Origin of the sequence: Sporosarcina sp. ACRSM (assembly GCF_022346545.1) — a bacterium.
Taxonomy (GTDB): Bacteria; Bacillota; Bacilli; order Bacillales_A; family Planococcaceae; genus Sporosarcina.
The window spans coordinates 66,675-91,833 of record NZ_JAKRNU010000001.1 but is presented as its reverse complement, the minus strand read 5'-3'; the positions used below and the strand labels follow the sequence as shown (position 1 = coordinate 91,833).

Annotated in this window: 25 protein-coding genes, 1 pseudogene and 2 riboswitches; of the genes and pseudogenes, 23 read left to right on the top strand and 3 right to left on the bottom strand. The window is 38.2% G+C overall.

The window, feature by feature from the left end; translation table 11 throughout:
• Positions 1-117 precede the first annotated feature (117 nt).
• The 3 genes from MHZ95_RS00415 to MHZ95_RS00405 all read left to right on the top strand — a co-directional run bounded on the left by MHZ95_RS00415 (position 118) and on the right by MHZ95_RS00405 (position 4,161).
• A complete protein-coding gene (locus MHZ95_RS00415) occupies positions 118-774 on the top strand; it encodes a carboxymuconolactone decarboxylase family protein (protein WP_239388343.1) in 657 nt (218 codons plus the stop codon).
• A 456-nt stretch (positions 775-1,230) separates the two neighbouring features.
• Positions 1,231-1,329, top strand: a riboswitch (glycine riboswitch).
• Between the two features lie 2 nt (positions 1,330-1,331).
• Positions 1,332-1,390, top strand: a riboswitch (glycine riboswitch).
• Positions 1,391-1,570: 180 nt separating this feature from the next.
• Complete coding sequence (locus tag MHZ95_RS00410) at positions 1,571-2,950, top strand: amino acid permease (protein WP_370642862.1); 1,380 nt, start codon at positions 1,571-1,573, stop codon at positions 2,948-2,950.
• 569 nt (positions 2,951-3,519) lie between these two features.
• Complete coding sequence (locus tag MHZ95_RS00405) at positions 3,520-4,161, top strand: HD domain-containing protein (protein WP_239388339.1); 642 nt, start codon at positions 3,520-3,522, stop codon at positions 4,159-4,161.
• Between the two features lie 109 nt (positions 4,162-4,270).
• On the opposite strand, the gene MHZ95_RS00400 is transcribed toward MHZ95_RS00405, so the two are convergent.
• Together MHZ95_RS00400 and MHZ95_RS00395 are read right to left on the bottom strand one after the other, a co-directional pair.
• The gene (locus MHZ95_RS00400) at positions 4,271-4,768 is read right to left on the bottom strand and encodes a YehS family protein (protein ID WP_239388337.1); all 498 of its coding nucleotides are present in this window, start codon (positions 4,766-4,768) and stop codon (positions 4,271-4,273) included.
• A gap of 281 nt (positions 4,769-5,049) precedes the next feature.
• Positions 5,050-5,910 (bottom strand): helix-turn-helix transcriptional regulator, encoded by an 861-nt coding sequence (locus tag MHZ95_RS00395; protein ID WP_370642883.1) that lies wholly within the window; start codon positions 5,908-5,910, stop codon positions 5,050-5,052.
• Positions 5,911-6,078: 168 nt separating this feature from the next.
• Here MHZ95_RS00395 and MHZ95_RS00390 point away from each other — a divergent pair, with 168 nt between their 5' ends.
• The 19 genes and pseudogenes from MHZ95_RS00390 to MHZ95_RS00300 all read left to right on the top strand — a co-directional run bounded on the left by MHZ95_RS00390 (position 6,079) and on the right by MHZ95_RS00300 (position 23,959).
• Positions 6,079-6,267 (top strand): hypothetical protein, encoded by a 189-nt coding sequence (locus MHZ95_RS00390; protein WP_239388333.1) that lies wholly within the window; start codon positions 6,079-6,081, stop codon positions 6,265-6,267.
• 103 nt (positions 6,268-6,370) lie between these two features.
• Positions 6,371-6,811, top strand: coding sequence for a cell wall hydrolase (locus MHZ95_RS00385; RefSeq protein ID WP_239388331.1), 441 nt, complete (start codon positions 6,371-6,373; stop codon positions 6,809-6,811).
• A gap of 249 nt (positions 6,812-7,060) precedes the next feature.
• Positions 7,061-7,609, top strand: coding sequence for a copper resistance CopC family protein (locus MHZ95_RS00380; RefSeq protein ID WP_239389157.1), 549 nt, complete (start codon positions 7,061-7,063; stop codon positions 7,607-7,609).
• A gap of 3 nt (positions 7,610-7,612) precedes the next feature.
• Positions 7,613-8,704 carry a copper resistance D family protein gene (locus MHZ95_RS00375; protein ID WP_239388329.1) on the top strand — a complete coding sequence of 364 codons (1,092 nt, stop codon included), beginning with the start codon at positions 7,613-7,615 and terminating at the stop codon, positions 8,702-8,704.
• A 221-nt stretch (positions 8,705-8,925) separates the two neighbouring features.
• Positions 8,926-9,869 (top strand): annotated as a pseudogene (tnpC, locus tag MHZ95_RS21045) (IS66 family transposase); the annotation flags it as partial.
• A gap of 384 nt (positions 9,870-10,253) precedes the next feature.
• Positions 10,254-10,559 (top strand): UxaA family hydrolase, encoded by a 306-nt coding sequence (locus MHZ95_RS00365; RefSeq protein ID WP_239388327.1) that lies wholly within the window; start codon positions 10,254-10,256, stop codon positions 10,557-10,559.
• A 1-nt stretch (position 10,560) separates the two neighbouring features.
• On the top strand, positions 10,561-11,727 hold the full coding sequence (locus MHZ95_RS00360; protein WP_239388325.1) for a UxaA family hydrolase: 1,167 nt from the start codon (positions 10,561-10,563) through the stop codon (positions 11,725-11,727).
• Positions 11,728-11,906: 179 nt separating this feature from the next.
• Positions 11,907-12,629 (top strand): GntR family transcriptional regulator, encoded by a 723-nt coding sequence (locus tag MHZ95_RS00355; RefSeq protein ID WP_239388323.1) that lies wholly within the window; start codon positions 11,907-11,909, stop codon positions 12,627-12,629.
• Positions 12,630-12,796: 167 nt separating this feature from the next.
• Positions 12,797-13,792, top strand: coding sequence for an ornithine cyclodeaminase family protein (locus MHZ95_RS00350; protein ID WP_239388321.1), 996 nt, complete (start codon positions 12,797-12,799; stop codon positions 13,790-13,792).
• Between the two features lie 306 nt (positions 13,793-14,098).
• Positions 14,099-15,175, top strand: a complete 1,077-nt coding sequence (locus tag MHZ95_RS00345; protein WP_239388319.1) for an ABC transporter substrate-binding protein — start codon at positions 14,099-14,101, stop codon at positions 15,173-15,175.
• Positions 15,176-15,190: 15 nt separating this feature from the next.
• Entirely contained in the window at positions 15,191-16,267 is a 1,077-nt protein-coding gene (locus MHZ95_RS00340) for an ABC transporter ATP-binding protein (RefSeq protein WP_239388317.1), read from the top strand.
• A gap of 9 nt (positions 16,268-16,276) precedes the next feature.
• Positions 16,277-17,194 carry an ABC transporter permease gene (locus MHZ95_RS00335; protein ID WP_239388315.1) on the top strand — a complete coding sequence of 306 codons (918 nt, stop codon included), beginning with the start codon at positions 16,277-16,279 and terminating at the stop codon, positions 17,192-17,194.
• Positions 17,194-17,997, top strand: a complete 804-nt coding sequence (locus tag MHZ95_RS00330; RefSeq protein WP_239388313.1) for an ABC transporter permease — start codon at positions 17,194-17,196, stop codon at positions 17,995-17,997. The genes MHZ95_RS00335 and MHZ95_RS00330 overlap by 1 nt, the downstream gene beginning before the upstream one ends.
• 58 nt (positions 17,998-18,055) lie before the next feature.
• Entirely contained in the window at positions 18,056-19,171 is a 1,116-nt protein-coding gene (locus MHZ95_RS00325; RefSeq protein ID WP_239388311.1) for an NAD(P)/FAD-dependent oxidoreductase, read from the top strand.
• A gap of 58 nt (positions 19,172-19,229) precedes the next feature.
• Positions 19,230-19,547, top strand: a complete 318-nt coding sequence (locus MHZ95_RS00320) for a (2Fe-2S)-binding protein (RefSeq protein ID WP_239388309.1) — start codon at positions 19,230-19,232, stop codon at positions 19,545-19,547.
• Positions 19,534-20,634, top strand: a complete 1,101-nt coding sequence (locus MHZ95_RS00315) for an NAD(P)/FAD-dependent oxidoreductase (RefSeq protein ID WP_239388307.1) — start codon at positions 19,534-19,536, stop codon at positions 20,632-20,634. Before MHZ95_RS00320 ends, MHZ95_RS00315 begins: the two co-directional genes overlap by 14 nt.
• The gene (locus MHZ95_RS00310) at positions 20,635-20,955 is read left to right on the top strand and encodes a (2Fe-2S)-binding protein (protein WP_239388305.1); all 321 of its coding nucleotides are present in this window, start codon (positions 20,635-20,637) and stop codon (positions 20,953-20,955) included.
• Complete coding sequence (locus MHZ95_RS00305) at positions 20,948-22,027, top strand: NAD(P)/FAD-dependent oxidoreductase (protein WP_239388303.1); 1,080 nt, start codon at positions 20,948-20,950, stop codon at positions 22,025-22,027. Before MHZ95_RS00310 ends, MHZ95_RS00305 begins: the two co-directional genes overlap by 8 nt.
• A gap of 315 nt (positions 22,028-22,342) precedes the next feature.
• Entirely contained in the window at positions 22,343-23,959 is a 1,617-nt protein-coding gene (locus MHZ95_RS00300) for a thiamine pyrophosphate-binding protein (RefSeq protein ID WP_239388301.1), read from the top strand.
• Between the two features lie 38 nt (positions 23,960-23,997).
• Here MHZ95_RS00300 and MHZ95_RS00295 read toward each other — a convergent pair whose 3' ends face one another.
• Complete coding sequence (locus MHZ95_RS00295; RefSeq protein WP_239388299.1) at positions 23,998-24,432, bottom strand: DMT family transporter; 435 nt, start codon at positions 24,430-24,432, stop codon at positions 23,998-24,000.
• 215 nt (positions 24,433-24,647) lie between these two features.
• Here MHZ95_RS00295 and MHZ95_RS00290 point away from each other — a divergent pair, with 215 nt between their 5' ends.
• A complete protein-coding gene (locus MHZ95_RS00290) occupies positions 24,648-24,950 on the top strand; it encodes a hypothetical protein (protein ID WP_239388297.1) in 303 nt (100 codons plus the stop codon).
• The last annotated feature ends 209 nt before the right edge of the window (positions 24,951-25,159 follow it).

The following is a 25,159-nucleotide window of genomic DNA, read 5'->3' as shown; positions in this document are numbered from 1 at the left end:
GGGGATAGATGGTTGGTGGTTCAGAAAAATACACTTTTTCTACGTTTTCTGATATATTGATAGAGGTAATTGTCGAAAATAACAAACAATAAAAAGATTAATGAGGGGGAAGTAAGAATGAGCAGAGAAGAATTGTATAAAAAATCATATTTTAATCGTATTGGAGAATTAAGTGATCTTGCACCGGATACATTTAAGGCTTTTGCACAGTTTGACAAACTAGCATTATCTGAGGGGAAACTCACGAAAAAGTTAAAAGAATTAATTGCCGTTGCGGTTGCCCATACGACAGGTTGCCCATATTGTATTGAAGTCCATGTAACAGCGGCAAAATCAGAAAGTGTGACCAAAGAAGAAATGGCTGAATCCATCCTAGTCGCAACGGCCTTAAAAGCAGGCTCTGCTCTAGCTCATGGCGTGAATGCCTTAAATGCATATGATCAAAATGGCGATGATGAATTATATAAGGCATCTTATTTTAATAGATTAAAAGAGTTCTCAGCGCTAAATGGTGATGTGTTCAAGGCTTTTGTTGACTTTGATACAAAAGCATTGAAAGCAAGTATCCTAAGTGTCAAAGAGAAAGAATTGATTGCTGTCGCTGTTGCCCATACTACGGGCTGCCCGTACTGCATTGATATTCATACAAAGGGTGCGAAGGGTGCAGGTGCAACGAAGGAAGAGTTGGCAGAATCGATTCTGGTGGCAACGGCTCTAAAAGCAGGTTCAGCTTTGGCTCACAGCGTGAATGCGTTAAATGCATATGATGCATAAGTCGGATTTTCGATTGATTAATTTATCTTCATTCAGCAGAAGACTCCCACCTCTGTAGGTGGAGAGATGAATGCGGTTTTGGTTTCCTGTTCAGCGGGTGTTCAAACGCCTGCTGAACGAAGATAAAGCCTCCGGCGGATGTCACAGATTTTGAAAGGAGTTAATCGAGCAAGCTCGATTCAAAATCTGGACGCAATTACGCCAAGGCGTAATTGATAGAAAAGAATTTATTGAACACTTAACAAGAGTCCGCTGTTGAAGACCTTGTTAAGTGTTTATTTATGGTCGGAAACCGAACGTATTTTGTGTCTGCTAACCCACACTTCTATGAGCGTTTAGGGTTTAAAGCTTCGTTAGCTTTTTTGTGTGAGATCGAAATAATATTTAAATTCTAAATAATTACTAGACAACTTTCCTTTCCAAGTGCTATTATATAAATTAATTAAATAATAGCGGATGAATATTATGGGAGAGACTAAACGTTTAGTTTAGCACCGAAGGAGCAAGTTCCAGAAAAAGAATTAATCTCTCAGGTAAAAGGACCATAATAGGACGCGCCTCTGGAGAGCGCCATGTGCCACCAAAGGAGTTATACTCTCAGGTAAAAGGACAGAGGAAGTATAGGTGAACACCTATATTTCCCCTGTCCTTTTACTGGTGAAATACAAAAGGAGGGGAATATCTTTAATAATAATAGTATGTTATGTATTTAGAATCACTCAAAATGTAAGCGCTTTATTACTAGGCGACAGAATACTCAATACTCATCATGTGGAAATTAAGGAGTGTGACATCTGTGGAAGTACAACAATTGGAAAGAGGCTTAAAAAATAGACACGTACAACTCATCGCGATTGGAGGGGCAATCGGAACCGGATTGTTTCTAGGAGCAGGGAAATCGATTCATCTAGCAGGACCCTCCATTTTATTTGCTTATACCATTACAGGGATCATTTGCTTTTTAATCATGCGTTCACTTGGAGAACTACTGTTATCCAATTTAAACTATCATTCTTTTGTTGATTTTGTACAAGATTATTTAGGGAACATGGCAGCCTTTATCACGGGCTGGACCTACTGGTTTTGCTGGATTTCAATCGCAATGGCCGATATCACAGCAGTTGGTCTCTATGCCCAGTATTGGTTTCCAGAAGTACCCCAGTGGATGCCGGGATTAATTGCACTTGTTGTGTTGTTAATTATGAACCTTGCTACTGTAAAGCTTTTTGGTGAAATGGAATTCTGGTTCGCATTGATCAAGGTCATTGCGATTCTAGGGTTAATTGTCATCGGAACTTTCATGATTATTAAAGGCTTTTCAACGAGTGAAGGTCCATCCAGTTTTACGAACCTATGGAGCCATGGCGGAATGTTCCCAAATGGGATGAACGGTTTTATTCTCTCCTTCCAGATGGTCGTATTCGCGTTTGTCGGTATTGAACTTGTTGGATTGATGGCGGGCGAAACAAAGGATCCCGAAAAGGTTATTCCAAAAGCGATCAATAATATCCCGATTCGGATTATTGTTTTCTATATCGGAGCCTTGATTGTCATTATGAGTATTTATCCATGGACTGCAGTCAAACCTGCGGAAAGTCCATTCGTCCAAGTCTTCGTAGGCGTTGGCATCATTGCAGCAGCCGGAATCGTCAATTTTGTCGTCCTGACATCCGCAGCTTCGGCATGTAACAGTGCAATCTTTAGTACAAGTAGAATGATCTATTCACTTGCCAAAGACAAAAATGCACCTGCACGATTAGCAAAACTGGACAAACGTAAAGTCCCTTCCAATGCATTGTACTTTTCAACCATCGTCATTCTAATTGCCGTTGTTTTGAACTATGTCATGCCAGAAGGCGTATTTACACTCATTACCAGTATTTCTACAGTCTGTTTCATCTTTATTTGGGGAATTACGGTCATCTGCCATTTGAAATATCGCAAAACAAGACCGGAACTAGCAAAAGCAAACAAATTCAAAATGCCGCTTTACCCGGTTAGCAATTACTTGATCCTGCTTTTCCTAGCGTTCGTTCTTGTCGTTCTTGCACTTGCGGAAGATACGCGTGTTTCCTTGTTCGTAACGCCTGCTTGGTTTGTTTTACTGATTGTTATTTATAAGGTGCGGAAAATGAAAGTGAATCAAGTTGAACAGCCGGAAGTGGTGGAGAGCTAATTTAGGGTACCAGGTTCTGACGCAATTTTGAATTGCCTCAGAACCTGGTATTGTTTTTATTTGTGGCACAATAAGACTGGAAGGCTTGGGTCTTCCCAGACAACCAACGGAGATTTCATATTATCTTTTTATCTTCATTCAGCAGAAGACTCCCACCTCTGTAGGTGGAGAGATGAATGCGGTTTTGGTTTCCTGTTCAGCGGGTGTTCAAACGCCTGCTGAACGAAGAATGGAAGGCAGTCTAAGTGCGCGACATCCTGTCGCAACGACTGCATGACCTACATCCTGTAGGCCCGCGGATGTCACAGATTTTGAAAGGAGTTAATCGAGCAAGCTCGATTCAAAATCTGGACGCAATTACGCCAAGGCGTAATTGATATTGACCGTTTAAATCCCTGATTGAATGATTTTAGCCCCTTTCCTGCATACTTTAGTAAGAATAAGGGAAAGTATTGAAAGACAATGCTTAAAGTGAATACAGCTCTGTTAAAAACGCATAAATAGGAGTCGTTATATGACGAGGTTTTCTATACGATAGCCCTAAAAAATAAAGAAAGGTGATGAATAAGATGGGTGTACATCAATATTTTAAAAGCTTATCTGATTTAGAACAAATCATTCGTTGTCCAGGAAAGTTCAAATATCAGGAGCATTCCGTCGCCAGTCATTCATTTAAGGTGACAAAAATCGCTCAATTTCTTGGAACAGTCGAAGAGCAATCTGGTCAGAATGTGGATTGGAGAATCCTCTATGAGAAGGCGTTGAACCATGATTACGCGGAACTTTTTACAGGAGATATAAAGACGCCAGTAAAATATGCTTCGAAAGAGTTGAAGCAACTATTCAGTGAAGTAGAGGAAGAAATGACAAGAAAGTTTGTAGAAAAGGATCTACCATCTGAGTTTCAAGCCATTTATTTGGAGCGATTTAAAGAAGGTAAAGATGAGACATTGGAGGGGCGCATATTATCTGTTGCAGATAAAATTGATTTGCTTTATGAAGCATTTGGTGAGATTCAAAAAGGTAATCCGGAGCCATTGTTTTTAGAGATATATGAAGAAGCATTAAGGACCATACTGCTGTTTCAAGAGATGAACTGTGTAAAATACTTCCTCGAACATATTCTTACGGATATGCTTAATGAACGATTTACTGAACATGACGAGTTAACGGGCATCGCCATGCGGATCATTGAAGAACATGGAGATTAAAGGAAATACATAAAAATTAGGGGATATGGGGCAGTAGCAAAAAGCCCTTAAAATAAAAGCGCCTAATAGTAACGCAATCCGGAATTGCATCACTACCAGGCACCTTAACTTAGGCCCTATATTTTATAGCTAATCCTTTTAAGAAGTTTCTGGCGTATCGATCCAGACATGGTTTATAATTTTTGTGCCCTTCTTTTCGCAATACTGCGCTTAATTCGCCTTTTGATATGATGACTCCTGCTTTTTCTAAAATATCAAGCATGTCCTCACTTGTTAACGCGAGTGCTATTTTTACTTTCTTTAGAAGGATATTATTCACATTTTCATTAGTCATGATCGATACAGTTGGACCTTGAGGTTGTCCTGGCTTTGGATCTTGTTTTCCTCTTTTATAAATAATCAAGCCATTTAAAAATGAATCCAACATGCTATTCGTACACTTCATTTGCAATTCATTTTCAGCTTCATCTTCATTTGATTTTGTAAGCAACAGTAACACATCTTCTTTTGTTACTTCAATGCCACCCATTTGAAAAATATCTACCATATCAGCATTTTTTAAATCTAAGGCATATCGTAATCGAATTAATATATCATTATTATTCATTTGTAGACCTCCTGTATATAGGGCTGTAAGTACAAAACGACTTCATCCTTATTATTGCCCTTTTGTGTGTACCTATTACGGTTATAATCGATGTAAACCTAATCATAGCACATTAAATTAATATTAATTCGATTGCTGTATATTACAAAAACGAATTGTTTCGGTGCCAGTGCGGAACATAATTCAGTAAATATACTACAATAAATGAAGAACATAAAAGAGGTGCCTGCCATTGACACAATTTAGAATCGTGTTGATGGCAGGCACCGTTTTTTATCTTTTTATTCATCAAATGACAAGTTGACCGGCTCATCAAGTAGTTCAGGCATTACTTCCAAGTTTGTCGTCGCATAGGTTTCAGGCACTTCTTCAAATTGGAATTGATTTACCCATAGCTTTCCTTTTCCTTGCAAAAGCACGCCGAATGAAATCATTTGGCTCCGGGATGGAACATCGAGCACGATCGAATAGTAGTTCCAGTCAAGTGTTCCTTTAATAGGGCGATTGCTCATATTGTCAAACTGCAACACATCGCCCAACTGATCGTCAACGCGCATCCACGCCCCAGCAAACTGGTCGACGTCTTCACATTTAATGAAACAGGATAGCTTCAATCGCTTTCCAAGAAATTTGTCCGCTTTGAATTGTTGCATCATCGTCGCGAATTCTGCCGCTTCCGTAACGAACTGAGAATGAAGATAGCCCGAAGCATTTCCTGTATGAACAACTTGCCGATCGATCCCCATCTTATACAGATGCGGATGACTTCCGCTCAAAAACCAGCCTTTCATCTCCTGCATCATACACTCCTCCTCTTGTATGAAAATAATGCTCCTCATAATCCTTCGATATTCGCCCGGTGCCAAACGATACGTCTTCTTAAAGGCCCGGCTGAACGCTTCTTGGGAGTTGAAAGAAGCATAAAATGCAATATCCAGAATCCTTTCATCCGAATGGATCAATAAAACTGCAGCGGCAGCAAGTCTCCGTGTACGGATGTATTGATCCACGCTCATATTTAAAACGGATTGAAACAGCCGGTGAAAATGGAACTTCGAGTAGCCCGCAAAGCTCGCCACGTCGGCAAGCTGAATATTCCGCTCTAAATTTACCTCAATCCATTCAACCGCGCGCTGTATCATTTGTTCATCTCCCAAGGCACTCCCTCCTTGCAAATTATTATAGCGTACGGCTAAAAGTAGGTTTTGATCAAAACTGCGAAGTCGCTTCAGAGTGACCGCATCTTTAATCAAAATAGACACTCTGTCCATTGCTATCGTTAAGGTAGAGAACCGAAAGGAGGAGCCGTTATGAAGAATGTGAACATTGTCATCGGGAGTGCGGTAATGGCTTTATTAGTCGTCGGAGCACATAGTCTCGTCCAATTTATTTTCACAAACAGCATCCCAGACTTTTTTGAAACGAGAAAGATTCTATTGTTCTTCATCCTATTTATTAGCTGCATCGGCCTATCAAAACGAGAGGCGAGGGATAAGTAGTAAAAATGAAACGAAAGCGTTCCCTCTTTGATCACATCATCCTTATTTATGAATATGACATCAATGTCCACTTTCTTTCATACCATGTAGTTGGGGTGGAAAAATGCCGAGAGTCAAATACCGAGATGCAGACGTCGATCTAATGGCAAGGATGATGCGAGCAGAAGCTGAAGGTGAAGGAAAGCAAGGGATGTTATACGTTGGAAATGTAATTGTTAACCGTGCTGTCGCGGACTGCTTGGACTTCAGGGACGTAAGATCAATTGAAGATGTCATTTTTCAGGTGCAAGGAAATAATTATTCTTTTGAAGCCGTGCAAAAAGGAAATTTATTTTATCAAAGAGCGAGATCCACTGAAAAAAGATTAGCAAGACAGAATTTGGAGAATTGGAGACAACATCCAGCGAAATTCGCCCTTTGGTACTTTAATCCGTATGCTCCCTGTCCTCCAACCTGGTACGGGCAACCTTTTACCGGTCAATTTAAAAATCACTGTTTTTATGAACCGGCAGCGGGAACGTGCGCAAGTGTTTATATGGGTTAGGTTTTCTGGTGTTAGATGTAAGCAGGCTATTTACATCTATAACTGGCCAACCGTTTTTCACGCGGAAGTCCGCTGTATTGACCAGATGCTCGAGCATCTGGTCTTTTCTTAATTGTACAGTTTATGAATGGAAGTGTGTGCCTACTTCATGCAAATCTCACACTTTTACTATAAAGTAGATGATGACTATGAATAGTTGTATCTATTGATTCCATAGTAAAAAGTTTAGGAGGGGTTATTTTGAAACGTATGTTTACCGTAATTGCAGCAATTTTACTAACCATGTCTATTTCTACCAGTGCGTTTGCTCACTCGCATTTAGAAGGATCGAATCCAGCAGGTGGTGACATTGTAACGGAGCCATTAAATGAAATTGCCCTGGAATTTGATGGACAAATTGAACAAGGTAGCTTTATAGATGTACAAACGACAAAAGGGCAAGCCATTGAACTACAAGAAATTATTATTGGTGAAGGTACATTAACAGGTACAGTTGCTGAGCCACTTCCAAATGACGAATATCAAGTAAATTGGAGCATTATTAGTGCAGACGGTCATCCATTGGAAGGTGAATTCTCATTTACCGTCAATGCTTCAGTTCCTGAATCTGTGGAAGAAGGAACAGAGGAACCATCAGAAACAACGGAGTCAGCTGAGCAATCGACAGAAAATCAAGAAAATGTAGCTCCAGCGGGTGAAGTAGAGAAAGAATCATCTTCTATGACAGTTATTCTAATTATTCTTTTAATTGCCATTGTAGCAGGTGGTTTCTTCTTACTTACTAAAAGAAAGAAATAATGAATGGATATATTAGTAATCATTAGTCAGACGCTTTTATATGTATGTTTTTCGGTCTTGTTAGGAAGTTTTATCCTTCTACTTGTCCCAAGCAACTATCGTCCTGATGTAAAAATTTCGAAGCGCTTATTGCTTATGAGTGCTATTACGCTACCTATTTTCGCATTTATTCCAGTGCTTGATATTACCTTATATATTGCTCCGCGCTTAGGTCTAGTTGAATCTTTAAAAATTGTTTTAACAACGTATACGGTTGGGACAGCTTGGGATTTCACCCTTCTCGGTTCCAGTGTGTTATTACTATTAATTGCGTTATCTAGGCCTGCTGAGAAGAGCATTTACGCGATTTTAGGTGCAATGCTAACATTTGGATTAATAGTAACAGTTGCTTGGTCAAGCCATGCAAGCTCTATAGATCAAGCGGTAGGAATTATCAGCCACTTTATTCATTTAACAGCTGTCAGTATTTGGGTTGGAGTTTTACTTATAATTGGCTGGTGTTCGCTTAATCATAAAAACTGGCTGGAATTTATAAGTTGGTTTTCAATGGTCGCTATTGGCTGTTTAGTTGCTACAGCTCTTAGTGGTCTGATATTGATGGATGTAATGGTGGATGGGTATATTGATTCGTGGTTGGTTTCATACGGACAAGGGTTATTAATCAAACATTTATTCCTACTGCCGCTTGTTTTTTATGCATTAGTGAACGGTTTCATTGTGAAATATATGTTATCCAAAGATGCTACATTTAATCCCATACCTTGGATTCGTGTAGAAGGCTTTATTTTATTTGTAATATTTGCGATTACAGCTATTTTTTCACAACAATCACCACCTCATGGCAATTATTTAATGAGTGAGGCAGTGTCACCTTTATTCCGTCTACTTCACAATGACGTTATCGATTCGGGTAGCACAATTGGCTTTGTTGTGAACCTAAATACAGTATACTTCTTTTTCTTATCCATTTTATTTGTAGGATTGATTGTGTTATCGTTTTTCAAAAAAGCATCGATCTTTATCTCTTTCCTTTTTAGTTGTTTGTTTGTAATGTGTATCTATCTGATGCTAATGGTAACTGTAGTGATCCGCTAAAAAGAGCACTTAAATGGCATAACGATCATTCAAATGGTAAGCCCGTAATCAAACAACTCATATAAACATGAAGCACCTCTTGTACGATTAATACATCAATTTATAGGAGGTGCTTTCATGCCGCAAAAACCATTAGTCATCGTCCCCGTAACATTACATTCTATAGCAAGCAACGGCCGGCTTAACGTATCCGCAGATTCCTCTACTTTTTGTACAATTCCACTCGCCAAGTGCAGAATTTAAGCAAGCTCCTATATGGATCTAAAAGCGAGAAGTCCAAATACAATACGCCCGACAGGCAAGGTTCGTTATTTGATGCCGACCCGTCTTTTACTGATTCTAAGCACACAGAAGAACAAAGCACAACGATGATTATCTATGATAAGTTTATTCAGTACCTGCCTCTTTACCATCAGGTAAAGGAATGGGAACGTTATGGTCTGCTTACCAATGATAAAAGTTTATCGAACTGGGTCATTCGTGCAGCAGAAGATTGCCTTTCGCCTTTTTCAAGTTTATAAAACAGCTATTGACAGCTAAATTTATTCTACAGGTGGATGAAACCCATGCCCAAATCATCAATTGATCAGATGGCAAGTCAGGTCAGTCTAACGCCTATAAGTGGGTTTCTCTTAGCGTACCATGCCAAGGACCAGCAATTATTCTTTTTCAAAGTTCTCTATCAAGAAGTCGATCTGTATTAGAGGATTTCACCATGAACTTTAAGGGGACAATCATTTGTGATGGCTATTCTGCCTATGGGAATTTACCTGCTATTACGTTCGCTAACTGTTGGGCGCATGTACGGCGATATTGGTTGAATGCCGATAGCAAACAGGGACAAGTTGGAGTGGATTATTGCGAACAGCTGTATCGTTTAGAGCGCCAATTCAAACGGCTTCGTCCGGGAAAACGTCGAAAATATTCAAAACCGATTGTGGAGGAATTCCTAAAGTGGGTGGATGAATCTTCTTTCTTCGGGAAAAGTGCCTTAGCCAAAGCTACTGAATACACATTAAAACGAGCTAACGAATTAAAAGTTTTTCAATTCGATGGTCGAATTGAAATTGATAATAATCCAACAGAAAATGTGATTCGTCCAAATGTGATTGGCCGAAAAAACTGGCTTTTCTCTGTGAGTAAGGCCGGAGCGAAAGCCAATGCCTTCCTTGATTCAAAAATATCCAAGAAACATGTATAAAATAACCACCTATCCGAAAAAATGTGTTGGGTGTTAATCTATCTTTTTAGGAAAACTTGCACGGTTTAAATTTAAAGGCGATACTGTTCTATAAATGGGAAAACGTTTATATAATTTTAGGAAACAAATAGTTGAATGATAAATTATGAAATATTCAAAAAATTAGTAGACAACAAGGCGTCATATATGTATTATATATTTAAAGAGTGATTATTTGGAAAGTTTGAATACTTGAAAGTGTTACATTGTTAATGAGTTTTATAAGCTTTAAGTCAGTGCATAGCTATAAATGTTATTAAAATTATAGATTATAAAGTTATAACTTTATAATCTAAGGAGTGATGAGAGATGAATGTCATTCAAATTGAGGAGAGAGATAATATTGGCGTTGCTACACAAACTCTTAAGAAAGGCGATGTCCTGAAACATAAAAATGGTGAATTCACTGTATTAGAGACAATACCTATTGGCCATAAGGTAGCCTTGGAACTTATACCGAAAAATGAATTCATTATTAAATATAATGTGCCAATAGGAAGAGCAAAGGTTGATATTCAATTAGGCGATTATGTCCACACACATAATGTAGAAGATGTTACTGAGGAACTTTGTAATAAAAATAAAGAATTATTCTTAGTGAAAGGGGGGAAGTAAAGTGTCTACTATTTCAGCCTATAGAAGAGCGAATGATTCAGTTGGGATCCGTAATTATATAATAGTCATTTCAACAGTCTCTTGCGTCAATACGGTTGTATCAAAAATTGGTTTGCATACTGGCGCGATACCGATAACACACGAGCAAGGCTGTGTTGAATTTGAAGACGATCATAGACAAACTGTATTAGCGTTAATGAGAGCTGGACAAAATCCGAATGTATACGGCGTTATAGTCGTAGGTTTGGGGTGTGAACAAACCTCGTCTAAGGATTTAATAGAAGCGATAGAGTCATTTGGAAAACCGGTGAAAAGTTTACTAGTTCAACAAGAAGGCGGATCACCTGAAACTATAGCAAAAGGAATAGAATTAGTAAGGCAATTACAAAAAGAGTCAACAGAGGTTATAAGAGAAACAGAAAGTTTGGCGGGATTAGTTGTGGGTGTGCAATGCGGTGGATCGGACTGGACAACTGCAATCTCTGGCAACACTGTTATTGGGAGAATGACCGATTTGGTAATAGAAAATGGTGGTACTGTATTAATGTCAGAGGTTTTTGGTTTTCCAGGAAGTGAACATATTGTTGCTGAAAGAATGATTACGCATGAAAAAGGCGTAGAAGTTTTAAAAATGGTTGAAGAGTTAAGAAATGATTTTTTAAATGATCATGGACAAACAATTGAAAAGATTAACCCAACTGAAGGTAATAAAGCGGGAGGAATTACAACTCTTGTAGAAAAATCAATGGGAAATATTAAAAAGATGGGTTCATCAAGAATAGAAGGAATCCTAAAACTAGGGGAACAGGTCCCTTATCCAGGGCTATGGATTGTTGACGCAAGAGTGCAGGGACCAGATCAATTTGGAACAACTGGTTTTGCCATGGCGGGTGCAAATGTAACTGTTTTTAGTACGGGAAGGGGAACACCAATTGGTAATGCAGTTATGCCGGTAATTAAAATAACTGGAAACCCTAAGGCGTATAAAAGATTAGAGAGCATATTAGACTTTAATGCCGGAACAGTACTAGAGGGAAAAACAATAGATTCAACTGGGAAAGAATTATATGAGTTTTTACTTGAGGTTGCCTCTGGTAAGCAAACTAAATCAGAAATAAATGAAAGCTTTGAATTCGCAATTCCAAGAGAAAAAGCCAGACTAACTTAAATATATTAAAAATCCTAGTTTTAACCAAAAAACGGATACAGTAGGAATACAAACTAATGTTTTCAGAATACTTAATGTGATTTAGAGGGAAGTTACTTAAGTATGGTATTATTAAACCATTAGAAAGCTATTCCAAATTAGCATATTAAAAAATATTATAAAAACTAGGAGATAGAACAGTGCGTATTGATAAAAACATAAATATTCCATATTACCAACAAGTCAAAAATGTAATAGAAGAAAAATTATTATCTGAGGAATGGCCGCCAGGATACCAACTACCAACAGAGAAAGAATTAGCTGCTTATTTTGACGTTAGTACGATAACAGTTAAAAGAGGTATTCTTGAGCTGGTTAATGAGGGGCTGTTATATAGAGAAAGAGGAAGGGGGACATTTGTAAATAAGAAAGAAGAGAAAAGTATAAATAAAATGGTTACATTAATTAGTACAGATGACAATGAGGAAGATTATCCACATAAAACAATTAGCTTCGAATTAAAGCAAGCGGGAGTAAAAATTGGAAAAGCCCTCCAAGTTGATGAATCTGAATTGATTTACTCGATTAACAGAGTAAAGCTTGATAATGAAGTTCCGGTTAGTATTGAATACACATATATACCCCAAAAATGTACTGGTAATCTAGAGCAATCATTATTAGAAGAAGATTTAATTTATAATGTATTAACTAAAAAGTATGGTTTGAAATTAAAAAAAGCTAAAATTTTTATATCAACAATTTTAGCCGGAGAAAAAGAAGCGGATATTTTAAATATACCTATAGGTCAACAACTTTTTGTGTTAGAAAGGTATACTTTTAATGTAAATGATGCATTAGTTGAGTATTCCTATTTCGTTATCAAAAAGGATAATTTTAATTACTTTATTGAGGTTACATTATAAGGTTATTGGAAGAGATAATTAATACTTTTAAGTATAGTTAAAGTTCTCTTCAATACTATAAAATTATAACATTATAATTTTTGTATATTCTATATATAAAATATACAATGATTTTTAACATTGAACCTAGTAGTAATTAAATAATATGGATAATTGGAGGAAGAAGAATGGAAGAAACATTTTTATTATCACAAGAATCAATCAAGGAATTGATAACAATTAAAGATGTAGTTGAAATATGCGAACAAACTTTTATTGGTTTTGGAGAAGGGACGACTATTAATCCAGCAAAAGTAGGTTTAGATTTAGGAGAGCAGTCTTCTTTTCCTTCATATCAAGGGTTTATGAATGCAATGCCGGCATATGTAGGTTGGTTAGATACTGCGGGTATTAAATGGGCAGGCGGTCTATTAGGAGAACGACAAAAAAGAGGATTACCTTTTATTACCTCGTTAATTATGTTGATTAATCCGGAAATTGGTAATTTTACAGCAGTTTTAGATGGTGCACATATTACAAATTTAAGAACTGGTTCGCAAACTTCGATTACCCTTAAATATTTGAAGAAGGATTCAAAGTCAATTTCATTAGGGCTTTATGGTGCAGGAGCTCAAGGAAGAACACAAACAATGGCTATCGCTGAAAACTTTAAAATTAAAGAGCTTTTTGTTTATGATATTCATCCAGAAGCAGCTGAAGCGTTTAAAGAAGAGATGAGTGAATATGTCGAGGGAGATATTCATGCCGTATCGGACCCTAAAGAGGTAGCTCAGGCAAATGTCATTGTAGCTGTTACGCAGGCGAAGGAACCGTTTATAAAAAAAGAGTGGATTCAACCCGGTACAATAATATTTCCGTTAGGCTCATATCAAGAGGTTGAAGATGATTTGATCTTAGGTGCTGATAATATTATCGTTGATCATGTTGAGCAATGTCTACATCGAGGAGCTTTGAAAAAATTAAGCGACACGAATCAATTTACCGCAGACGATATCAAAGGAACTGTGGGAGATTTAGTTGTCGGTAAAATATCTGAAATTAAAAATGATGATATCACGATTGCCTTATTAATTGGAACTGGCGCTTTGGACATTGCAGTTGCTCAAGTCGTATATGAAAGGGCAGTTAAAAAAGGTATCGGAAGCTCGTTTTCATTCGTTTGATGGTAATGAAATAATGTCTTGGCGAAAAATTTACTTTATAGTTAGGGTTGTCTTGTTGGAGAAAGCGACTATTAAGAAAGAGCCACACATCCCTTTTTGTTAATGTACAATCACTAAGATTATTTAGTTGAATTGTTATGAATATCGCAATTTAATTTTAATTTAAATTTACAGAATATTTACAAATTGGTATTTGGTCGTAGTATTAATCCCTTTATTTTTAATTTAGAAATGTTGTTAGAAAGGATATCCTACCAAATTATTGTTTAAATACTTTATCCGTGAAAATTTAAGGAGGAAAATATGATGAAGAGAAAAAATTACCTTGTCACATTGCTTTGTTTATTACTAGTGATTGCTTCTGCATGTAGCAGCACGGCAGATGGTGAAGAAAAAAAATCTTCTAGTGATAAAGATAATAAAACACTTATGCTTGCTGGTTATGGTGGGAGTTATGAACAAAAAATTAAAGAAGTCTTAATTCCTCAATTTGAAAAGGAGAATGAGGGGGTCACCGTCAAATATATTACTGGATCTTCCACGGATACGTTAGCAAAGTTAAAAGCACAAAAAAATAGTCCTCAAATCGATGTTGCTTTATTAGATGACGGCCCTCAAGCACAGGCAAGATCTTTTGACCTAATTGCCTCCTTAAATGAAGACATTGTACAAAACTTAAATAACGTTTATGAAATTGCAAAATTTGAAGATAACCTTGGGGTTGGGTTTGGTGTCATTTCAACGGGTCTAGCTTATGACAAAGAGAAGTTTGAAAAAAATGGATGGGAACCGCTTAAGTCTTGGAATGACTTAGCAGACCCGAAATTTAAAGGACAGATAGTATTACCTTCAATTGCTAACACTTACGGGGTTCATTTACTGATCATGAGTGCTATCTCAAATGGAGGAAGTATAGAAAATATTGAACCTGGATTTGAAAGATTAAAAGAAATTGCTGATAATGCGATTACATTTGATACAACTGCCGATGTTTCCAACTTTTTCTTGCAAGGTCAAGCGGTTGCAAGTGCTTGGGGAAGTAGTCGAGTTTACTTACTGCAAGATACAGGATTCCCTATTGAATATGTGATTCCAGAAGAAGGTGCTCCAGCTTTAATTGCTACAGCTAATGTAGTTAAAAATGCTCCGAACGAAGAGTTGGCACAAAAGTTTGTAGATTTCCTTTTAGGAGAAGAAGCTCAACAACTATTTGCTGAACATTTATCAAATGCACCGGTTAATAAAGATGTTGAGTTGGATGATAGCATAGTTGATAAAGTCCAAGATATAGATAAACTTATTAAAATAGATTGGGACCTTGTAAATTCTAAACGCGCAGAATGGACTGAACGGGTAAGCAAAGAGATTGAGATTGCTAACTGAAGGAGGGATTTTGGAATGAGTAGTTATTTAAAGCTTGAGAACATCAGGAAATCTTTTAACAAAACAGAAGTAGTAAAAGACTTGAGTTTGGAGATAAAAGAAGGTGAAATAATGTCTTTCCTTGGTCCATCTGGATGCGGAAAGTCGACAACACTAAATATGATTGCAGGTTTTTTAGAGGTTGACAGGGGGAAGATTGAGGTGGCGGGGGAGTCTGTCCACCTCCTGCCTCCTCATAAAAGAGAGATGGGGATGGTATTTCAAAATTATGCTTTATTCCCTCATATGACGGTTTTTGATAATGTTGCATATGGATTGAAGATAAGAAAAGTAAAGAAACAAGAAATTCGCAAAAGGGTCCTAGAAGGATTGGAAATGGTCCGGTTAGCTGGATATGAGAACAGGTATCCAAAAGAGCTTTCAGGAGGACAACAACAACGCGTTTCTCTAGCAAGGGCATTGGTAATTAAACCCAAACTTCTATTGTTAGATGAACCATTAAGTAATCTAGATGCAAAACTGCGTCAAGAAATGCGCGAGGAAATAGTGGATATTCAAAAAAAGGTTGGTATCACAACGATATTTGTCACTCATGACCAAGAGGAAGCACTAGCCATATCTGATCGAATTGCAGTTATGTATGATGGAAGAATTGAGCAAGTAGATATCCCTTCAGCAATTTACAATAATCCGAAAACTGATTTTGTTTCAGAGTTTATTGGAGAAGTTAATCAAGTAAAAGGAAAGGTACTAGAAGTCTATAAAGATAATAAGTCGAAAATTCTTTTCTTCGGCAAGGAGCTTATCATTCCAAGTGATTCATCACAGGATACTATGCTTAATTTCTTTATTAGACCTGAAAAAGTTCAAATTGTTAATTTTAGAAATACTGAAGAAGATACAGGAATTGAAATGAAGGTTGATAAAAAAATGTTCCTTGGCGCAAGGACTCGATACTTTTTAAAAGTGAACGGGGAGCAACTTATTGCAGATATTTCCAATACGGTGTTAAATCCTAGCCAAATTCAAGAAGAATCTACGGTAATTGTGCACTTGAATCCAGATGATTTGTTACTTAGAAAAGGAAGGTGACAATTTCAAATGCATTTACAAGTGAAATCAAATCATGAGCTATTAATAGAGCAGCAGAAGAAAAAATGGAAAAGGAAGAGACTGGATGCTTGGTTACTATTACTCCCAACACTTGGTATTTTTCTTTTCTTTTTTGTTCTACCTTTAATCGTTCTCCTCGTGATGAGTTTCAAAACCTTTGATGCAAGTTTGGGTGTTGGTGATCAATGGACACTCCAAAACTATTTAAAATTCCTATCCGATCCTTTTTACTTGGAAGTACTTTGGAGAACAATAAAAATAGCATTAGTAACAACAGTTATAACTATTGTTATTTCTTTTCCAGTAGCATATCAAATATCACGAGCTAGTGGCAGATTAAAAAATTACTTAACTTTACTTGTATTATCACCATTACTTATTAGTATGGTTATCCGTAATTATGGATGGGTAATTGTCTTATCCAATAATGGGGTTATTAATAAAACCTTAATGGATTTAGGAATCATAAGCCAACCCTTAACGCTTTTATATTCGGAATTTAGCGTCATATTGGGGTTGGCACATGTATTATTTCCGTACATGGTATTAAGTATTATGGGTTCTATTGAAAGGATTGATCCGTCAGTAATTAAAGCCTCGCAAAGCTTAGGCGCAAACCCTCTCAGAACATTTTTTTCAGTATTTTTCCCTTTAACGCTGCCAGGGATTTTCGCAGGTTCAGTTATGGTGTTTAGTTTAGGCGTTAGTTCGTTTGTTACCCCAGCAATTCTTGGTGGTCCACAAGTAAAAGTGATGGCTTATTTAACATATGAGCAGGTTGCTACTATGGCAAATTGGCCATATGGAGCAGCAATTGGATTCTTATTAGTTCTGATTGCAACTATTACAATCGTCATTTACAGCAGAATACTTAATAGGGTAGAAAAAGGAGTTGCTATCCAATAATGAAAAAGCGCCTGCCGAAAATACTTTTAAATTTTGTCTGTACTTTAACTTATATATTTTTGCTAGCTCCAATAATTGTCATATTATCTTCTTCATTAACGAAGACCGAGTATATTGTTTTCCCGCCAGAGGGATTAACGCTTAGGTGGTATACAGAACTGATAAACCATCCAGAGTTCATGGAATCTTTAATGCTTAGTGTGACAGTTGCATTAGGAACCGCGCTTATTTCCATGGTAATAGGAACATTAGCATCCCTTGCGGTTGTACGGCATGAATTCGCTGCAAAAGCATTAATTGTTCAACTAATAGGATCGCCATTATTGATTCCTTCGGTAGTATTTGCAGTCGCTCTTTTGCAATTCTACTCTTGGATTGGAATGGCAACTAGCCCATTTGCCTTAATAATCGGCCATGTAATCATCTCAGTACCCTTTGTCATGAGATTAGTAGTAGCAAGTTTAGTTGGATTTAATCAATCCATTGAACAAGCGGCTATGAATTTAGGCGCAAGCAATTCAAGAGTGTTTTTTCAAATTACTTTACCAGTCATTAAATCAGGTGTAATAGGTGGTGCAATATTTGCATTTATTACATCGTTTGATGATTTAACAATTGCATTATTTATTATTAGTACAGATGTTGTGACACTTCCAGTTCGAATATTTACGTATATGCAGTATCAATATGATCCAATAATTACTTCTGTTTCGAGTGTAATAATTATCATAACAATTGTTCTAATGATATTTATTGAAAGAATATTAGGTGTTGGGAAGATGTTTGCTTCGAGTGGGAAATGAATTATTCAGAAAAAGGATAGCTTATAAATTTCATATTAACTAGAACAGGAGTGTTGGAATGAGTGTAATCGTAATCGGAGGTGGAATTGTTGGTGTAACTGCGGCTTATACTTTAGCGAAAAAAGGGAGAGACGTAATACTAATAGACAAAGCGCACGAAGGTAAAGCATCCTCAGCTGGGGCGGGTATTGTATGTCCATGGAATCATAGAATACAGTCTAATGATTGGTACGAAATAGCACGGTTAGGTGCGAAATATTATCCTGCTTTAATTTCGGAATTAGAAGCCGATGGGGAAAAAGTGGATGGATATAAAAAAACAGGGGCTTTGTACGTTAGTATTCATACTGAAAAACTAAATGAAATAGAAGGAACTTTGAAAACTAGAAGAAAAAATGCACCTGAAATTGGTGATATTTTAATATTGAATCCTGCACAAGCACGGGGATTTTTTCCACCATTAGAAAAGAGTTTAGGGGCCGTTTATGTATCGGGGGCTATGCGAGTAGAGGGGAAATCACTGGTAGATACTATTAGACGGGCTTCAGTAAAGAGCGGTGTGGAAATTATTAATGGTGAAGCCAGACTGGTTTATGAAGAGAATCAAGTTATAGGCGTAACAGTAAACGGTGAAAGAAAGTTTGCAGATTCTGTCCTAATAGCAGCGGGAGCGTGGGCGCCGTCTCTATTAGTGCCCTTGGGAATTAAATTACAGGTAGAACCAGAACGGGGACAAATTGTACATTTGAAAATGATGGGTCATGATACTTCGAATTGGCCTGTCATATTACCCGAATCTAGTTATTATATGTTAGCTTTTGATGATTCACGTGTTGTTGTGGGAGCCACAAGAGAAGTAGGATCAGGTTTTGACTATAGAACAACAGTCGCAGGAATTAGTGAAGTGATTGCTGAAGGGCTTAGTATCGCACCAAGATTAAGAACAGGTTCACTTGAGGAAGTGCGGATAGGATTCAGGCCTACTGGACCTGATGCGTTACCAGTCATTGGGCCGATAGATTCAGTAAAAGGGCTTATATTAGCAACTGGATTGGGTTCTTCAGGCTTAACAATGGGTCCGTATGTTGGAATGCTGGCTGCAAAAATTATTCAGGAAGAGCCTGTCGATTTAGATTTAACGCCATATAATCCACAACGTGCAATTTTAGTTTAGTTAGTTTATTAATCGCGCAATGTTAAAGTTGAAAAATACTAATCTAAAGGTGATTATTATGCATATTAACGAACACCCTATTATGAATAATCATTTTAATAAAGATATTACATTTACTTATCAAGGGCAAACTTTTATAGCCAGAGAGGGGCAGACTCTAGCTGCAGCGTTATTTGCAAATGGAATAAAAAAATTAGGAGTTAGCCGGAAGTTTCACAAACCTAGAGGATTATTTTGCGCAAATGGAAGATGTACGAGTTGTTTTGTTACAGTTAACGGTTTAGATCATGTATTAAGCTGTATGACATTAGTTGAGGAAGGTATGGTTATTGAGGCTAATAACTCTGATCCAACTGTAAGGAGTGGTCAAAATTAAAACAGATATATTAATAATCGGGTCAGGTCCAGCAGGTTTAAATGCTGCGTATACTGCGGCTTCACATGGTGCTAATGTAATAATTGTCGATGAGGCAATCACTATTGGCGGTCAGTTAAAACAACAAACACAAATATTAAATAACCTACCTGGAGAATTTAACAGTCAAAGAGGATTCAGCCTGGTAGATGATTTTTATGAACGTCTTAAGTCATTGCCAATTACATTTCTGCTTAGACATACAATGATTGGGATTTATAAAAATAATAGTATAGGCGTAACAAATGGGAAAGAAACATTCCCGATTACTTACAAGAAACTGATTATCGCAACTGGAGCAGCTGAGGAAGCGACGATATTTCCTGGTTGGACTTTACCGGGAGTAATGACAATTGGTGCAGCTCAAATTTTGCTTAATCGTGAACATGTTCTTCCGGGGAATGAAGCCATTATTCTTGGATTTAATGAGTTTTCATTAGAGGTTGGTAAACAACTCGAATCATGCGGTGTTAATATTAAGGCTATAGTTGCTAAGGGGAATTACGATGTTGAGTTGTTCCACGAAGCTAAAAATGTTGGGATACGTGTAGTTTCTAATGCCACTATTATTAGTGCAACAGGTGTTAATGAAGTAGAAAAAGTTGTACTAAATATAGATGGAATCGAAGAAGAACATATGGTTGATTTAGTTTGTATAGGAAATAGGTTAAGCCCAATATTGGAAGCATTTGAAATACTTAGTTGCCAATTAGCATATCAAGAAGACTTGGGCGGCCTTTTCCCAAAGTATTATAATTCTTTGGAGACAACGAACACCTCCGTCTATGTAGCAGGAAATGCTGCCGGAATTACCAATATTGGCGGGATTTTAATAACTGGGGAAATTGCAGCATGGAATGCATTATACTCGTTGGAATTACTGGAATATTCACAATTCAAAAACAGATCCCGAGCTTTGTGGGAACAGCTGTATCGAATCGAAGAAAGTCAGGTTTTTAAAGCTAGGATTGCTGCAATTAAGGAAACTTATAAAGATGAAAGTTTAGCTTTACCACCATTTGTTGAATTGTTATTGGAGGAATGCTAAATGGAGAAGTCAACAATTGTTTGTAGATGTGAAGAAATAAACATAGATGAAATAGAAATAGCAATTAAAAATGGTGCACAAGAGTTCGACGATATTAAAAGACTTACCCGATGTGGGATGGGAACTTGCCAATCAAAAATTTGCATGAATTTAGTTAGAAAAATAATCAGTGAAAAACTGAATAAGCCTCTTGGTGAAATAGCCCCTTCAAAAATGAGAATGCCATTGAAAGTGACAAGACTAAGTGCATTAACTAAAAACATTGATCTATGTATAGAGGAGAAGGCTACGTTGGAAGAAGGTGAGCAAACCAGTGTCTAAGCGATATGATATTGTCATTATTGGTAGTGGAGTCATTGGGAGTAGCATCGCCTATCACTTATCAGAAAGTCAACAAGAAGAGGTATTAGTGATAGATAAAGGATTTCCGCTATCTGGAACATCGGGTTCTACCCAAGCGTGGGTATGGGTGCATAGTAAGGCGCCAGCTTCGTATGGAGAGTTAAGTATGTTTAGTGCTGAGCTGTATCCTATTTTGGAAAAGAAGATAGGGGATGTTGAGTATAAGCGTACCGGGGGAATATCCCCTTTCTTTAGCGAATCAGAAAGAGAAAAAGCATTAATGCTTGCAGAAAAACAAGCAACGGTAGGAATACCAATAGAAGTGTTGAGTCAGGAAGAAGTCCTGTCACGGGAACCTGCTCTATCACCAAACATAGTTGGAGCCACATATAGTCCAATTGATGGTAATGTAAATCCTTTCCGATTAGTGGAGCTTTTTATACGAGCAGCGAAAAAAAACAATGTTGAATTTTCGTTTTATACCTCAGTTACTTCAATACTTAAAAAGAACGGTCTATTTGAAATTGAAACAGAAAAAGGAGGGAAATATACTGCAAAAAAAATAATATTTGCTGGTGGTCCTTGGATGAAAGAATTGGCTTCGCTGATTGATATTAAGGTACCAGTAAAACAAGTGCGCGGCCAAATCTTAATTACAGAACCTCTTACAAATTTAATTAAACATACAATCGCGGGTATGCGTCAAGCTGACAACGGTGAGGTGCTTATAGGCTATTCATTAGAAGAGGTTGGCTATGACCGACGAACTACATTAGATATAATTCAAAATACAGCCCAAATGGCAATTGACTATATCCCATCATTAGCGAATGCGAACATAGTTCGAGCTTTTTCGGGGATTAGGGTAATTCCAGAAGACGAACTTCCGATTATAGGTGAAATTCCAAATGTTGAGAACGCTTATATTTCGGTAATGCATAGTGGAATAACTTTATCACCAATCATCGGAACGCTTATGGCTGAATTGTTATTACACGGTGACACTTCAATCGATTTGCAGCAATATAGTTTGAGTCGGTTTGATAAGTAGATGATAGAAACCTTTTCTTAGTAAGCCTGGATTATAAAAAAACAGACCTATATGATGCTCATCACAAATAGCCCTTACATTCGGATTTTTTCTTCGAATGTAAGGGCTAGCTTTGTTTTCTGTATGAAAGCAGGATGTTTTTTGACCATGGTAGATAGTCATCCAGCATGGTACAACTTAATCCTCATTTTGCCATGCGTTTGGTAAAACGAAGATTAACCGGCGCTTTTTCGGGAACAAATAAGATGAACGAAAAATAAAAAGATGCTTTATGCCTAGCAAGTTGGAAAGAGCGATCAAGGAGGTTCATAGGTTATGGGAAAAACAGAGCGAACGGTTGGTGAATTGGTGCTGGATCAATTGTCTTTGTTTGGTGTACAACGGATATATGGGGTAGTGGGCGATGCCACCTTCGGGATTATCGATGCACTGGCTAAGCAAGATAAAATTAAATACATTGCGGTCAAGCATGAGTCGACAGCTGCATTTATGGCGTCTGCCGAAGCGAAACTGACAGGGAGGCTTGGCGTGTGTACCGCGACGATGGGACCTGGTGCAGCTAATCTGCTAAATGGGCTCGGTGATGCACATGCAGACAAAGCGCCTGTACTTGCCATCACTGGACAGGCACCGAGTAATAAAATTGGCACGGAATTTCCGCAGTATATTGACCAGCAGGAGCTTATGAAGCCTTTTGCCGCTTACTCCGCTAATCTGGCCAACCCGGATGCGACAATTGAAGTGCTTCAAAAAGCAGTGCGGACAGCACTCGGACAGCGGGTTGTCACACATTTGTCCGTTCCAAAGGACATTTTCATGATGCCGGCTACAGGGGAACCTCGTCCATTGCCGGATGTTATCGAGGGCGCTTCCGTCTTCACGAAAGAAAGCTTGGAACAGGCAACAGGAGTTATGAAAACAGCTAAGCGGCCAATGATCCTTGCAGGCTCCGGAGCTGCTGCCGCTTCAGAGGAGTTAGAGAAACTCGCTGATTTGTGGGGAGCTGGCATCCTTACAAGCTTGGGCGGGAAAGGCTTGTTCGATGAATCTTCCTTGCATAATTTGCAAGGGATTGGCGAGGGCGGCAACCCTTATGTCGCTGATCTATTTAAGGAGTCGGATGTGGTACTTCTTGCAGGTACGGCATGGTGGCCGGAAGGGTATGTGCCAACGGGTGCACGGATTATCCAGATTGATCCCCATTTCGATAAATTTGTAAAAGACATTCCAACAGAACTTGGAATCACGGGCAAAGCAGAAGAAGTGCTTCCATTTATAACGGAGAGCCTTCAAGGATTCTCCCGCTCTGAAGATTGGGTGGCTCGTTGCCAGGAAATAAAAGAGAAATGGGCTTTGCACAATGAAAAGGAAGGGAGTTCTACGGGTTATCCTGTCCATCCTGCACGGATTATCCGCGCCCTTGACCGAACAGTGGCACCGGACGCAATTCTTGCATTGGATACAGGAGATAATACAGTATGGACGAATCGCAACTTCCGACAAAAAGAACAAGCTGTTTTATTCTCAGGCTACTGGCGAACAATGGGCTTTGGTCTTCCAGCCGCAATGGCCGCCAAGCTGATAAAACCTGAAAAACAAGTAGTGGCGGTAGTCGGGGACGGAGGACTTCAAATGGTGCTTGCTGATCTATTGACAGCGACCCGCTATGAACTCAATATTACAGTCGTTGTCTTAAATAATGAGAGCCTGCAAATGGAGAGAGATAAACTCAAAGTGGCAAATAAGAAAGAAGTAGGGGTAGATTTAACCAACCCTGATTTTCTAAAATTGGCAGAAGCCTGCGGATGGAAAGGATTACGCGCCACCTCAGATACTGAGCTGGAATCAGTGCTGGAAGAAGCACTCCATACGAATGCTCCCACGCTGGTGGACATCAGCACAGCCCAGGTGTTCTTCCCGGAAACACAATAACAAGATGTGGTGATCGAATGGTCGGTCACCACATCTTGTTATTTATGATTGAATAAATACAGAGAGAAAAACAGTAAAAGTATGGCTGCGGATTTTTTTAAATCGATTGGTTTGACTTCTCCGCCAAATAATCCAAAATGATCGATAATCGCTCCTAATAAGATCTGCCCTGCAATGACGGCAATAAGCGTGGGTGCAACGCCGAGCTTTGGTACGATTAAGATGGTAACAATAACATAAAATGCACCTAACAGACCTCCAAATAATTGCCATTTGGGGACTGCAGAAACCGCCATAAAGTTCCCTTTACCAAAAAATAAAACAATAAAAAATAATGCAAGTGTACCGATACCAAATGAGATAAAGGAAGCTTCTAATACGCCTGTCCTTTTCCCTAAACTACCATTAATCTGTACTTGAAAGGCGACTGCAGCACCACCTAACATCGCTAACAACGGAAATAATAGTTTCACAAACCCACCCCATAAAATAATAGTGAATAGCGACTCCCATAAGTTGATGATGAGAGCCGAAATCTAATATCATGCTAACATAATATGGATACTTTTTGTCATAGTTTTTAGTGAAAGGTGCTCAAACGAGTACCAGGTTCTAACACAATTCTGAATTGCGTTGGAACCTGGTACTGTTTATATTGTAAGATTGAAAGAAACAATGCGAAAGTGTGATGAAGTTGACCCAAAACCCTATCACGGCAAGGGAACGTCTTCTTGAAGTGATCCGCATATTGAAAACTTATACAGCCGAAGATGAAATGCTGTCAATTCATGATATACATAGCCATTTCCCTGAGGACTTGCAAGTGGGCATCGAGGCTGTGCGAGAAGATGTGGCTGCCCTCGTGGAGTCCATCGTCTTTCCGGTTACTTCGCTGCAAAAGAAAAAAGGAATGCCGAAGCACTATTACTATGATGGCAGGCCTTTCTTGCAGCTTACGGGAATATTGATGAGAAAAATAGCCGTGAAGTGAAGTCCGGCGCAGATGGTACTTCAATCTCTCAAGATGTGACGAAAGTGGAACAGGAAGAATTGGAGGAAAGGAAAAGCCGATCGGTACACGGTCCAACCCATCGCCATTCGATGATACGATCGATCTCCCCATTAATATACATGATTAATAAAGAAGGACGCAGCGATATCGTATTATCCAATCTAGTTTAATTCATTTCATCGGTGCTT

Excerpts from the sequence above, each read along its gene's own strand:
- MHZ95_RS00415 (WP_239388343.1), top strand. The coding sequence starts at position 118 with ATGAGCAGAGAAGAATTGTATAAAAAATCATATTTTAATCGTATTGGA.
- MHZ95_RS00330 (WP_239388313.1), top strand. The coding sequence starts at position 17,194 with ATGAAAAAGCGCCTGCCGAAAATACTTTTAAATTTTGTCTGTACTTTA.
- MHZ95_RS00320 (WP_239388309.1), top strand. The coding sequence starts at position 19,230 with ATGCATATTAACGAACACCCTATTATGAATAATCATTTTAATAAAGAT.
- MHZ95_RS00345 (WP_239388319.1), top strand. The coding sequence starts at position 14,099 with ATGAAGAGAAAAAATTACCTTGTCACATTGCTTTGTTTATTACTAGTG.
- MHZ95_RS00365 (WP_239388327.1), top strand. The coding sequence starts at position 10,254 with ATGAATGTCATTCAAATTGAGGAGAGAGATAATATTGGCGTTGCTACA.
- MHZ95_RS00390 (WP_239388333.1), top strand. The coding sequence starts at position 6,079 with ATGAAGAATGTGAACATTGTCATCGGGAGTGCGGTAATGGCTTTATTA.
- MHZ95_RS00385 (WP_239388331.1), top strand. The coding sequence starts at position 6,371 with ATGCCGAGAGTCAAATACCGAGATGCAGACGTCGATCTAATGGCAAGG.
- MHZ95_RS00300 (WP_239388301.1), top strand. The coding sequence starts at position 22,343 with ATGGGAAAAACAGAGCGAACGGTTGGTGAATTGGTGCTGGATCAATTG.
- MHZ95_RS00375 (WP_239388329.1), top strand. The coding sequence starts at position 7,613 with ATGGATATATTAGTAATCATTAGTCAGACGCTTTTATATGTATGTTTT.
- MHZ95_RS00290 (WP_239388297.1), top strand. The coding sequence starts at position 24,648 with ATGAAGTTGACCCAAAACCCTATCACGGCAAGGGAACGTCTTCTTGAA.
- MHZ95_RS00400 (WP_239388337.1), bottom strand. The coding sequence starts at position 4,768 with ATGAATAATAATGATATATTAATTCGATTACGATATGCCTTAGATTTA.
- MHZ95_RS00380 (WP_239389157.1), top strand. The coding sequence starts at position 7,061 with ATGTTTACCGTAATTGCAGCAATTTTACTAACCATGTCTATTTCTACC.
- MHZ95_RS00340 (WP_239388317.1), top strand. The coding sequence starts at position 15,191 with ATGAGTAGTTATTTAAAGCTTGAGAACATCAGGAAATCTTTTAACAAA.
- MHZ95_RS00310 (WP_239388305.1), top strand. The coding sequence starts at position 20,635 with ATGGAGAAGTCAACAATTGTTTGTAGATGTGAAGAAATAAACATAGAT.
- MHZ95_RS00335 (WP_239388315.1), top strand. The coding sequence starts at position 16,277 with ATGCATTTACAAGTGAAATCAAATCATGAGCTATTAATAGAGCAGCAG.
- MHZ95_RS00325 (WP_239388311.1), top strand. The coding sequence starts at position 18,056 with ATGAGTGTAATCGTAATCGGAGGTGGAATTGTTGGTGTAACTGCGGCT.
- MHZ95_RS00350 (WP_239388321.1), top strand. The coding sequence starts at position 12,797 with ATGGAAGAAACATTTTTATTATCACAAGAATCAATCAAGGAATTGATA.
- MHZ95_RS00395 (WP_370642883.1), bottom strand. The coding sequence starts at position 5,910 with ATGATACAGCGCGCGGTTGAATGGATTGAGGTAAATTTAGAGCGGAAT.
- MHZ95_RS00405 (WP_239388339.1), top strand. The coding sequence starts at position 3,520 with ATGGGTGTACATCAATATTTTAAAAGCTTATCTGATTTAGAACAAATC.